7 protein-coding genes are annotated in these 12,656 nt (G+C 48.3%); 4 read left to right on the top strand and 3 right to left on the bottom strand.

Annotated elements, in window-relative coordinates; genetic code table 11:
- Positions 1–9 precede the first annotated feature (9 nt).
- From ACOMG9_RS05585 to eat, 3 genes are all read right to left on the bottom strand, one after another.
- Complete coding sequence (locus ACOMG9_RS05585; protein WP_494529919.1) at positions 10–1,398, bottom strand: aldehyde dehydrogenase family protein; 1,389 nt, start codon at positions 1,396–1,398, stop codon at positions 10–12.
- 23 nt (positions 1,399–1,421) lie between these two features.
- Positions 1,422–2,795, bottom strand: a complete 1,374-nt coding sequence (locus ACOMG9_RS05580) for a glutamine synthetase family protein (RefSeq protein ID WP_494529918.1) — start codon at positions 2,793–2,795, stop codon at positions 1,422–1,424.
- Positions 2,796–2,876: 81 nt separating this feature from the next.
- Positions 2,877–4,322, bottom strand: coding sequence for an ethanolamine permease (gene eat, locus ACOMG9_RS05575; RefSeq protein WP_422132709.1), 1,446 nt, complete (start codon positions 4,320–4,322; stop codon positions 2,877–2,879).
- Positions 4,323–4,598: 276 nt separating this feature from the next.
- On the opposite strand from eat, the gene phrB reads away from it, so the two are divergent.
- The 4 genes from phrB to ACOMG9_RS05555 all read left to right on the top strand — a co-directional run bounded on the left by phrB (position 4,599) and on the right by ACOMG9_RS05555 (position 12,589).
- Entirely contained in the window at positions 4,599–6,017 is a 1,419-nt protein-coding gene (gene phrB, locus ACOMG9_RS05570; RefSeq protein ID WP_448216113.1) for a deoxyribodipyrimidine photo-lyase, read from the top strand.
- A 663-nt stretch (positions 6,018–6,680) separates the two neighbouring features.
- The gene (locus tag ACOMG9_RS05565) at positions 6,681–7,655 is read left to right on the top strand and encodes a YbgA family protein (RefSeq protein WP_448216112.1); all 975 of its coding nucleotides are present in this window, start codon (positions 6,681–6,683) and stop codon (positions 7,653–7,655) included.
- Between the two features lie 304 nt (positions 7,656–7,959).
- A complete protein-coding gene (locus ACOMG9_RS05560) occupies positions 7,960–10,545 on the top strand; it encodes an ATP-binding cassette domain-containing protein (RefSeq protein WP_494529917.1) in 2,586 nt (861 codons plus the stop codon).
- A gap of 217 nt (positions 10,546–10,762) precedes the next feature.
- Positions 10,763–12,589, top strand: a complete 1,827-nt coding sequence (locus ACOMG9_RS05555) for an F-box/WD repeat-containing protein (protein ID WP_494529916.1) — start codon at positions 10,763–10,765, stop codon at positions 12,587–12,589.
- Positions 12,590–12,656: the final 67 nt, after the last annotated feature.

Genomic DNA, 12,656 nt, shown 5'->3' with positions numbered 1-12,656 from the left:
CTTTCTGCCTCAGCCGTGCTTGATGTGGAAGGATTTGGGTCGGGTCAGGGCATCAAAACCCAACACCGACAGGGTGCAGCCTCGACCAGAGTTTTTAATGCCTGTCCAGGCCAGGGCAGGGTCAAGATAGTCACAGCGATTGACAAAGAAAGTGCCGGTTTGAACCAGACGACCCAACTCAACCGCTCGTTCAATATCCCGTGAGAAAATGGCGGCAGTCAGTCCAAATTCACTGTCGTTCATCAGGCTGAGCGCTTCTTCGTCCGAGGAAACTTTTTGAATCCCTAAAACAGGACCGAAACTTTCTTCAGTCATCACCCGCATATCGTGATTTACCTGAGTCAGCAGCTGGGGTGCAAGATAGGGAGTGCCTGTTTCATCCTTGGGAAACAAGGCCGGATCGATATGAGCAACTGCACCCTGTAACACAGCTTCTTCCACCTGCCCCCTGACAAAGTCCGCAGCACTGCTTTTTACCAGAGGACCCAGAGTGGTTTCAGGATCATCGGGTCGTCCGAGGCGGTATTGCTTCACCAGAGCAACAGCCTTTTCAACAAATGCATCATAAACAGCTTCATGTACGTAGAGCCTTTCTATGCCACAGCAGGATTGACCGGAGTTAAAGAAAGCACCGTCTATCACCGTGTCTGTCGCTGCATCCAGATCAGCATCCGCTCTGATATAAGCAGGATCTTTGCCACCAAGCTCCAGACCCATACCGATGAATCGTCCGGCAGCCGCCTTTTCTACTACGGCTCCCGCAGGAACTGAGCCCGTAAACGCCACATGCTTGATCGCGTCACATTGAATCAGGTACTCAGTGTTCTCATGGGACATGTGCAGATACTGAAAAAGCCCTTCAGGCAGACCCGCTTCCAGAAAGGCTTCTACCATGCGCTCAGCACAGAGCGGGGTTTGAGCGGAATGTTTCAGAAGCACGGCATTACCGGCCAGCAGTGCCGGCATAATGCTGTTGATTGCAGTCAGGTAAGGATAATTCCAGGGCGCTATGACCAGCACAACACCCAGAGCTTCCTTGCAGATATAACGGGTAAAGCCTTCTTTTTCAGGAATTGTGACGGGCTTCAGTGCTTCACTTGAAGCTTCAATCATGTAGCAGGCACGCTCTTCAAACCCTGCCACTTCTCCGGCAGCGTATTTGACAGGTCTGCCCATCTGCCAGGTAATTTCACTGGCAATGTCGTCTTTTTGAGCGACAAAATAATCCACAGCTTTGCTGCAGATGTTTTGCCGCTCTTCCAGAGCAGTACTTTGCCAGTCAAGCTGAGCTTTCTCAGCCTTTGCCAACGCTTGATTAATGTCTGAAACATCAGACAGTGGACGTTCAGCAACCACCGAACCATCCACTGGTGAAAGGGTAATCTGTGTATTATTCATTGTTTTAAATCCGTTGGAAGTGATCAGATAATTTCGAAATAACGATCCATTTCCCAATCCGTAATATGCTTTCTGAACTCTCGTTCTTCCCACTCTCTGGAAGCAGCGTAGTGTTCGACAAAAGCGCCACCCAACATCGTTCGGGCGGCTTCGGATTGCTTGAATTTTTGAGCTGCATCCCAGAGCGTTGAGGGAAGTGCATATTCAGGTGGGTGCCCCTGGTCGTAGGCATTTCCTTTCACCTGATCCTCAGGCTCCCATTGGTGAATAATGCCCTGAAGACCGGAAGCCAAAGCGCCGGAAAGGGAAAGATAAGGGTTAGCATCTGCAGAGCCAAGCCGGTATTCCACTCTCTGTGACTTCTCTGAGCCCGGAATAACACGCAATGCAGTGGTACGGTTTTCAACCCCCCAGGTCGCGTCGGTAGGTGCCCAGAAGCCGGGAATAAGTCGGGTGTAACTATTGACGGTAGGGGCCAGCATGGGCAGAAATTCAGGCATTAATCGCTGCAAACCGGCAATAAAGTGCCTCTGTGTCTGACTGATGTTGTGTTTCTGGCTGGGATCAAAGAACGCCGACTGCCCATCCTTTTTGTTGAACAACGACAAATGAATATGACCGCTCTGCCCCGGATAATCCGGTGACCACTTGGCCATAAAAGTGGCCATCAGCCCATTACGCTGCGCCAGCACCTTCATAAACGTTTTAAACAGCGCGGCTTTATCTGCGGCATTTTCAGCAGAGTCGACAGCAATGGCAGCTTCGACCACGCCAGGCCCGGTTTCTGTATGAATGCCTTCGATGGGAAAGTCCATTACTTCGGCCATTTCCAGTATCTGGTGATAAAGATCGGAATGCACTGAGTTTCTTATCATCGAATAACCAAACCAGTCAGGCGTCAATGGTTTGAGATTTCGAAAGCCTTTTTCCCGAACCGATTCCGGTGTCTCCTGGAACATAAAAAATTCATATTCCAGCGCCGCACGGGCATCAAAGCCCATGTCAGCTGCTTTCTCAATTACCCTTCTCAATGTACCCCGGGGACAGAGCGCTTCTGACTGCCCCTTGAATTCGGCAATGAACAACAGCATGCCATTTTCAAATGGGATCTCCCGGCAGGAATGGGGCAGGATTCGTACGGGAGCATCAGGGTATCCGGTATGCCAGCCTGTATATTTTACATTGTCATAAAGCTGGTCTTTACTGTCCCAGCCAAGGATTACATCACAAAAGGCAAAGCCGCTTTCCAGAGCTGAAAAAAACTTGGCCTTGCTCATGTATTTGCCAAGCATGATCCCATCGTTATCGAAAAGACCGACTTTAACGTGAGAGAGTCCTCTTTCTTCAACAATCTTTTTGGCATCATCAATGGTTTTGACATCTCTGGGGTTGTGCATATTTGATACTCGTTTTTCTTAGGCTTTTCAGGTGTCAGGCACCAGAAAGATGCCCAACCAATCAGCTCAGCTCAGCTCAGCTCAGCTCAGCTCAGACTCAGCTTCAGCAATGGCTTCGAATTCTTCTTCTGGCGCTTTAGCCACCAGGTGCTGTCGGCTGTATAAACCGAAATAAGCCACCATGACGGCATAGAAAGCCGCAGACCAGAAAGCGGCTTCGCTGCTCACCAGAAAGGTAGAGAGAAAGGCAACAATAGCCAGACCAAAAGCAATGCCTGACGTTATGATGCCACCCGGCGTTTTATAAGGACGTTCCAGCTCTGGCTCTTTAACTCGCAGGATAATATGAGACAGCGTCATCATGGCGTAGGAGAGGGTGGCACCAAAAACGGCCATAGTGATCATCAGATCACCTTCTCCGGTCAATGACAGCAGGAAACCAATGATTCCAGGAATGACCAGGGCCATTGTGGGCACTTTTCGCTCACCGGTTTTTGATAAAAAGCGAGGTAAATAGCCGGCTCTGGACAAGGCGAATACCTGTCGGGAATAAGCGTAAATGATAGAAAAGAAGGACGCGATCAGACCGGCAAGTCCAACAAAGTTTACAAAGGTCGCCATGTAAGAGTCTTTACCATAGACTTCTTGCAGAGCCCCTACCAGTGGAGCAGCATGATCCTTCATGTATTCGGCGCCCACTGCGCCGGGGGCCAGAACCAGTACCAGCCCTCCAAACAACAACAGAACGACCATGGCGGTGATAATCCCTCTGGGCATATCCTTCTTGGGATCGCTGGCTTCTTCCGCCGCCAGGGGAACACCCTCTACCGCCAAAAACAGCCACATGGCAAATGGGATGGCAGCCCAGATACCGACATAACCTTCGGGCAGGAAAGTTGAAGCGCCGGTAGCTTCTGCATTCACGGCGATATCAAACAGGTTGTCGACGTTGAAGACAGGAATCATTCCCAGGATAAACACTACTATGGCTAAACATGCCAGGCCGGTAATCACCATCATGATTTTCAGAGCTTCTCCGGCCCCCAAAAGGTGCAAACCAATGAAGGCAGCATAGAAGGCACCGTAAACCAGGGGTCCGTCCCAACCAAAAAGTTCATTCACATACCCGCCTATAAACACGGCTATCGCTGCAGGCGCGATCGCATATTCAAGAAGTATGGCGGTGCCTGTCAGATACCCTCCCCAAGGACCCATTGCCCGACGGGCGTAGGAGTAGCCGCCACCAGCAGTAGGCAATGAAGAAGACAGCTCAGCCAATGACAACACCATAAAGGTATACATAATAGCCATGACAAGGGTGGCCAGGAGCATGCCACCAAAACCGCCCTGTTCCAGCCCGAAATTCCAACCGGCAAAATCTCCGGAAATCACATAAGAAACCCCGAGTCCAGCCAGAACCAGCCAGCCCGCTGCTCCTTTCTTAAGTTGTCTCTGTTTCAGATAATCATCAGAAACCTGCTCATATTCAACAGAACGGGTTGTTGGAAACGAACTCGTATCGAGCATGTGTAGTACCTTTTTTTAAAGCCATCCTGTTAGCTCATCTATGCTATTAACTCCCCTGATAGCATAGTGAGAAAGTTAAAATATTGTTTAGCAACTTTTAAGCCAGAGTTCTTAACGTTTCCCCGGGATGATCCACTTCCTTTTAAAGTCCGTAACAGAGTTATAACTTAAAAATATAACTGAAGGTGCTATTCACACTATGAAAATCCAGCTCAGTCAGAGAGAGTATTTATTTGCCTATTTCGGAGGTGGGCTGGATTTCCAGCCTACATATCTATGAGTCGAACACTGGTCTGGTTCAGAGGCGATCTGAGAGTGAGAGACAACCCTGCTCTGTACCACTGTGCAGACAAAAATGAGGTTGTAGCTGTTTATTGCCTGTGCCCGGATCAGTGGCAGGAGCACAATGACAGCCCGAACAAGCTCTGGTTCTGGATGCAGAATCTCAAACAACTGGAGCAGTCTCTCAACAGACTCAACATTCCATTGGTCGTTATCCAGTCTCTCAGGTTTGAGCACTGTGCCCAACAACTGTTGCAGATGACCCGGAAGCTACAGTGCGATGGCATAAGCTTTAATAACGAACATGGGCTCAATGAAGAAAACAGGGACAAGGCTGTAGAGCAAACATTTATCGGGCAGCAGCTAGAGTGCCAGCGCTTTTCTGACCAGACCCTGATCCCTCCCGGCCAACTGTTGAATGGCAGCGGTGATTATTTCAAAGTCTTCACGCCCTTTAAAAAGGCCCTCTATCGAACCCTTAACCTGCATCAGATTCAGCCACTGCCTGCGCCTGAAAAACAAAAGCCCCTGAAGCTGTCTGAAGTTGAGACCGTCGACTACCAGAATCTGTTTACGCCGATAGAAGGTCTGCAAAAACTCTGGCCCGCTGGTGAGGAGGAAGCAGCAAACCGGCTCAAAGCATTTATTGAGTCTCATGGTGAAGGTTATAAAAAGTTCCGGGATTTCCCGGGTATTGATGCCACCAGCACCCTCTCACCCTATCTGGTTTCAGGAACAGTCTCCCTCAGACAGTGTTTTTATGCTGCCCTTCAAGCCAACAACGGAGAAATGGATTCAGGAAGTGATGGCCTGCAATGCTGGATGAGTGAGTTAATCTGGCGGGAGTTTTACAAACATATTTTGCATGGATTTCCCAGACTCTCCAGAGGCAGGGCATTCATCACGGAAACCGAACATCTGCCCTGGAATCAGGATAAACAGGCATTCAATGCCTGGTGCAAAGGTGAGACCGGCTTTCCATTAGTCGATGCAGCCATGAAGCAATTGGTGAATACCGGCTGGATGCACAACCGCCTCAGAATGGTCACGGCCATGTTCCTGACCAAAAATCTGATGATTGACTGGCGCCTCGGGGAAACCTTCTTTATGCAGCATCTGATTGATGGTGATCTGTCTGCCAACAACGGTGGCTGGCAGTGGTCTGCCAGCACAGGCACCGATGCGGCCCCCTATTTCAGAATGTTTAACCCTGTCAGTCAGTCCGAGAAATTTGATTCACAAGGCCAGTTTATTCGCTACTGGCTACCCCAGCTGAACAAACTCAGCAGTAAGGAGATTCACGCCCCCTGGCAAAAAGATACTCATGAGATTAACTACCCGGCACCGATTGTTGACCTCAAAGCATCCAGAGCAAAAGTACTCTCTGCTTTCAAGGCGCTGAAGCAGTCATAAACAAAATCGGGAGAGCCTGTCTCGCTCCTGAGCCTTCGGGAATGAATTTCAGTGGGGCGAGTCAGCTTTTATTGTTGGATTTGTGCGACTGGTTGACCTGTCTGAGCAACCCCTCAGGTCGATTTTGCATCGTAAATCACGCTGTTTATAACGCCTCTGAATTTGCGGGTTATGACGGTCGCCTACTAGACTGGGTGATTATGGTCTTTTGAAGATAATCATGTCTGATGTTAAAACTGCTTCATCCATATTGCCTCTCTGGAAACGTTGCCTGATTGCCCTTGCAGTGATGTTGGTAGCAAGTTTTTTAATCGGTTTATTGTTTCGTAGTATATTCGGTTTTTCTCTGCCCGATTATGTGTCTGGGGCAGTCGGAGGTTTCTCAGCGATATTGATATGGGAGTTTCTCAAGTGAGTGCAACTTGGGCCTTTGTTGTTATCGGTCTTTGTTATTATCAGTGCCGAATCGTTGGACTTATACGTACGCAGTAGTATGTTAGCCTTCCGTGCTGTCGTTTTATTCGGACCTGGCAGGAAGCTTACAAAAGATAAAGATGGCCGCTCTTTCCGGAGCCCGGGTCGAACCATAGTCCGACAGGCTCCCGGGGGTTTGCCTTAAAATAAGTGACATTGAAAGCAAAGGGATAAGAAAGGAAGAGTTAAATGGCTATCGTCTCGATTCCAGAACCTGAAAAAGACATCAAACTCGGCATCAGCGCCTGCCTGATGGGTCAGAAAGTCCGGTACGATGGTGGGCACAAGCGCTCTTCATTCTGCATGAATACCCTGAGCCAGTACTTCCACTTCGAACCAGTCTGCCCCGAAGTAGCCATCGGACTCGGCACCCCCAGAGAGCCAATTCGTCTGGTTGGGGATATCCAGCAGGTTCGGGTTGTGGGTACGGATCATCCGGATGTCGATGTTACCGATCAACTAACGGACTATGGCTACAAGAAAGCCAGAGAATTAACCGATATCAGTGGCTACATCCTGATGCAAAAATCCCCCAGCTGCGGTATGGAAAGGGTCAAGGTCTACCATGAAAACGGCTGCCCTTCCGGCGTCAGTTCAGCCGGTGCCTACGCCAAGGCCCTGATGGCAGCACAACCCTTACTGCCGGTTGAGGAAGAAGGCCGACTCCATGATCCCGTTTTAAGGGAAAATTTCTTCACCCGGGTCTATGCCTATCACCGCTGGCACAACGAAGTGCTGAACAACCCCAGTCATGCCGCTGTGGTTCATTTCCACTCTGCCCACAAATATATGATCATGGCTCACAACCCCAGTGACTATACAGCCCTGGGAAAACTGGTTGCCAAAGGTGGCAAACTGGAACTGGAATCTTTGCTGGCACAATACTTCGAAGAATTCATGAACACCCTGAAAAAAAGGGCTAACCGCAAGTCCCACACCAATACCATGTTGCACATTCTGGGGTATGTGAAAAAAACCGTGGATACCAAAGAGCGAAACCAGTTTCTCAAACTGGTCGAAGAGTACCGTCAGGGTATATTGCCATTAGTGGTTCCAATGACCATGCTACGCCATTTCATTGAAAATCATGGTAACGATTACATTCGGGAACAAACCTATCTAAACCCTCATCCTGATCAATTAGGACTCAGGAATCAGATCTGAATTCTGACGCTCCACACTAAGCGCCGGACACAAGTGTCTGGTGCTGAGCTACAAACTGTGAAACAGAACCTTCTTGAGCGGTCAAGAACCCTCGCCTGATAGGGGGCAGGGAGAGTAGAAAGACCTCTATTCGGATACTTCCCATTTTGCACGCCACACAGCAGTAGCCTCCTTCCAGATAAGCACTTCAAACTACTTCACTGATTATCAGAAAAGAAGGAACTTTTCCGCCCCCCCCATACTCTAATATCTAGTCCACTGAAGTGACACACAAAGAAGAATTAAGAAGTAAAAGGAGTTTTGAGTGCGATTTTTTGTATTGGGATTCATTCTGTTATTAATGAATGAAATGGCTTTCTGTTCAGAATTATTACAACCCTCTTATCCTGATCTGGTATCTCACCAGCCTCATCAGATATTGCATAATTCTCAGTGGCTGGTAATGCCTGTCATGAGCGGTATTGCAGGTGGCATAGCTGCGAGCAATTCGCCCGACCAAACCTCTTATACCGTGAGTGCAGGCGTTATTTCCGGTGTCGCACTATCCGGCCTGGATTTACTTTACAATCACTTCAATACATCTGCCTCCTATTATATGAGTGCCGGTGTCATGGGAGCCGCTACCATGAGCAATACTCCCATGCCCAGCTCTATTAATTACCTTTGTGGTTTTGTCGGTGGCGCACTGATTGCTTCAGGCCAGTTTAACTTCCTTGAAAAGTACGTCAGCGCACCCGCAAAGGGAGCCATCAACGGCGCCATCCTGGGAGGAATGCCGGGAGCGGCTGCAGGAGCGGCTATCGGTGCAGTCGATGAAGTGATGGCAGCCTGTAATCTTACGGGCACCGAGCCCTTATCCACAACATTATCCGCTGTCACCCAGCTAAAAGTAATGACGCCCTTTTTCTCATCGGCTCTGGGCCGCCTGCCACTGATTGGCAGCTCGTACAGCTCTGCGGTGTCTCAACTCAATGTGCCTTATTTATTGGAAAGTGCCGGCACTGTCTGGAGTGGAACCTGCCTGTTTACCTCACTTTCAGAAGACCAGCGATCTCTTTCTTATCTGTGTATCACGCTGAAACCCTCCAGTCGCGAAAATGACAAAACCAATCTGGAAGTCGTTTCTGAAATGGATCAGATCCTTAATGAAATTATGGATCGCCAAACCATCCAGAGACTCTCACACATGCAGGCTCTTGCCATAGCAGGCTCTCAACTGATGAGTTCCAGACTGGCCAAAATGCACTCTTCCCGGTCTCAATCTATCCAGGCAAGTCTGTCAAACTTTAATCCAAGGCTCGGTATACAGCCGGAAGAGGCTCTATCCAATTATATGGAAGCCGGTCTGTCATTGGGCTATTTCTGCCTGCCTTACCTGGGACACTGGTTGATGGATTCGGTGATAAACAGCTACTACAGACTTCTGATGACGCAAGCTGCACAGGATGAACTGGAGAGTCTCTTTTTCGACGACCAGAATTTTATCAGACTGAACCTGGATAAAAATCTCGACACCCTGATTGCCAACATGGATGTCAGTATCCACAACGTCGTCAACGCCGGTAGCATACTGAAGCGTTCGCTGGCCCGTGCTTATATCGGTGGTTTTTATGACCTCTCTTTTATTGTCAAAAGCGGCGCTGCCGATATGCTGGTGTTCATGGATATCTACAGCAAAATGACGGAGTCCGTAACCCTGAGCCTTAACCAGGGCGCCCTGGATCTGGAAACCAAAAGGCATTCTCTGAACACTCAAATCGACTTGTTAAAAAAAGACTTCACCACCAATGCCCGAACCATTGGCAGCGGTGCCAAAAAGGATTTTATGGTCGAAAAGTATTCCGAGCTGCTGCAGGTACTTCGAAAGACAGAGGCCAGCCAGTCTGAAGCAGAGCTGATTTCAGGTAGCTGGAGCATAACAAAAGGCCTTATTGACTTCGTCGCCAAAAGCCTTTTCATTGCCAAAAAAATGAGCACCGGAGAAGTCTCATACGACGATTATCAGGCCCTTCTTTTCGCCTCTGACAGTGTTTCCGACGCCTTCTCATGGCACGCTAATAACGTCGAAAACTTGCTGAGCTTCGATAAAGCGCTCTATAGCATTTATTCTCTGGGAGCAGAAATAAACGATCCCCCGGCGGAACTTTGGAAACAGCCTGACTATCGGGCAAAAAAAGGGGATGAGGTCGCCATTCGTCTGGACGCCTTCTCCATGGGACATCCTGAAGGAGTGCTGATGACCGATCAGGCATTGACCATTCCCAAGGGCTATTATGCGGTTTCCGGTGCTTCTGGCAGCGGCAAGAGCAGCCTGCTTTCAAAGATCAGAAGAGAAGCCGGCAACGGTATCTGGGCAACGGGTAATGTGACCTACACCACTGCCAATGGCGAGTTGCCTGAAGTCTTCCATGCCGAACAGTTAACCTACATTCCTCCCAACACAACCCTGAGAGAACTCGTCACGTTACGATTGGAAAGCGACTCTAACGACCAGCGTCGTCAAAAGCCGGAACACCGAGGCGACCTGACAGACAGAGAGTTAATCAACAGGTTGCAGGAGATCGATTTCTGCCCTGAAGATCAATGGCACCTTCTGGAAGAACAGCTTCGCGACGAACGTAACTGGAAAGATCAGCTCAGTGGTGGCCAGATTAAAAAACTGGCGCTGCTCTCGGTAATTAACCGGCGCCCCGAAGTAGCCATACTGGACGAAATTTTCGCCGGGATGGATCAGGCATCGGTGCAACGGGCACAGGAAATGTTAAAAAAATATCTGCCTGACAGCCTGCTGCTGATCGTCGACCACAATGCAGCCCATAATAACCACGATGGATTTTTTACGGGCAGAATCCACCTTGAAGACAGCCAGGTCAGTCTGGGGGAGATGTAGAATGAATGTTGTCGCTGAGTGACGCCATTCTGCATGTATCAAAAAACAAAAACCACTGTCTACTTATTGCTCATTTTCTCAAATCAGGATCTTGTTTTTGTCAATTGTACTTAACAACCTGTTATGAACTTTTTGTTTTAAACCATTACTAATTAACTACATAATTTTAAACGACCCTATTATTCGGTGAGAAACGGTAACTCAGGAGCAACCAGACATGTATAAAATACGGGACAGTTCCAACAATGAAGCTTTACTCTCACTATCTTCCAATCAAGCTCAATTAGAAAGACCAACGGGCAGTGGTTGGGGTAGAACCATCTCAGTACCTGACAAGCAAGAATCCTTATTGACCGATTTGCCCATCGAAATACAAGACAAAATTATTGGCTTGTTAGAGCTTCGGGATATTGCCCGTTTACAGCAGGTCTGTACCTACTTTCACGGAACCATTAAAGATAACCATGCGCTTGCAAAGGCCTGGTATCGGCGATTTACTTCACCACACCAATATCTACTTAAGAGTGCTCTTCCTACAAAAGATGTGAAACAACTCACTCAATGGCTGCAGCTATTTACGAATGATAAAGAGTTAGTTTCGTCACTCATAGAACACCGGGAGAAAACTTATTTTCCTGCTTTGTTCCATTTCACCCTGACTGGACTGATGTCTAAATGTGAAAAATTTGCAGTAGATAAAAAAACCATCATTGCCCATGATCGCGATATCATGTCTGTCTGTACCATCCCCAATGGTCTCTATATAGCGATTGCCGGTCGGGATAGCCAGGCAACAATCTATGCCCGCGAGTTCAATGAATCACAGTCTGAATTCAGCTGGGCAAAAAAAATCAAAATTTCCCATCCTCATATTGTCTTAAGGGTCTGCTTTAGTAACGATCAACGCCGTCTGTTGAGCATCTCCCGGGACTTGGGAAAAATCTGTCGTGAGAAGGACGATAAATCCTGGGTAGAAGAAGTCACCATTCGCCACAAAGGCATGATCAAATCAGCCGCCTTCAGCCCCAATAGCCGATATCTGGTGACTGCCAGTTACGATGGAACGGCGAAAATCTTAACTCTGAAGGACGATGGATTATGGGAAGAAAAAGACCTTATATCCTCAGATAAAAGTATCGAATCCGCCCAATTCAGCTACGATGGACAACGTCTGGTCATTGCCTGTCATGATGATACAGCGAAAATCTATGGTCTGAAGAATGGATCATGGGAACAAGAAACAATCATTACTCATGATGGTCCGGTCCTGTTAGCCTTCTTCAGCCTTGATAACCGTCATCTAGTGACCATCAGCAAAGATCATAAATTAAAACTTCACGATCTGGAGGATAATGGGCTGTGGCAAGAAAAATTGACTACTTCCGATGATGATTTGGTCGCATCGGCCATCTTCAGCCGCGATGGTCACCGCCTGGTGACCACCAGTACCGATAACAGGGTAAACATCTATGTTGAGGAGGACGATGGATCATGGAAACATGAAATTACCATATCCCATAATCGCAAGGTCATATCAGCTACCCTCAGCCCCGATGACCGCTATGTGTTAACCTCCAGTGGAGGTGGTAAGGCAAATATCCTGTACCGGGAGGATAACGGATTATGGGTCGTTAACACCATTTGCCATAAACTCTCTGTCCTGTGGGCCACCTTTAGCCCTGATAGCCACCATGTGATAACCGCCAGTGCAGATCGCACGGCAAAAATCTATAGTCTGAAGCTTGGATCATGGCAGCAAATAGCGATCATTTCCCATGATAAAAGGGTTCTCAAAGCCATCTTCAGCTCTGATAGCCGCCACGTATTGACCATCAGTGAAGATAAAACGTTGAAAATCTATGGCCAGCAAACGGATGGAACATGGGACGAAAAAATGATCATTTCCCACGATGCCCAGATCCAGTGGGCCACATTCAGCTCTGATGACCGCAATGTGATAACCATATGTCGTAATAACAAGGGGTTCATGGTGTTCGTTCATGAACTACGGGGGCATAATCGATTGATTGCTGCCTCTGACTGACACCTCTTTCGATCACCTTTGCTGGTCGAAGTTGACATCCTCCCCGCCGTGTTGGCTTTTAAGACGC

Source organism: Endozoicomonas sp. PH6C (assembly GCF_059322965.1).
This window is presented reverse-complemented; position numbering and strand designations above follow the sequence as displayed.

What these genes read in the sequence shown, in the direction of transcription:
- ACOMG9_RS05585 (WP_494529919.1), bottom strand. Translation starts at nt 1,398, where the DNA reads ATGAATAATACACAGATTACCCTTTCACCAGTGGATGGTTCGGTGGTT.
- ACOMG9_RS05580 (WP_494529918.1), bottom strand. Translation starts at nt 2,795, where the DNA reads ATGCACAACCCCAGAGATGTCAAAACCATTGATGATGCCAAAAAGATT.
- eat (WP_422132709.1), bottom strand. Translation starts at nt 4,322, where the DNA reads ATGCTCGATACGAGTTCGTTTCCAACAACCCGTTCTGTTGAATATGAG.
- phrB (WP_448216113.1), top strand. Translation starts at nt 4,599, where the DNA reads ATGAGTCGAACACTGGTCTGGTTCAGAGGCGATCTGAGAGTGAGAGAC.
- ACOMG9_RS05565 (WP_448216112.1), top strand. Translation starts at nt 6,681, where the DNA reads ATGGCTATCGTCTCGATTCCAGAACCTGAAAAAGACATCAAACTCGGC.
- ACOMG9_RS05555 (WP_494529916.1), top strand. Translation starts at nt 10,763, where the DNA reads ATGTATAAAATACGGGACAGTTCCAACAATGAAGCTTTACTCTCACTA.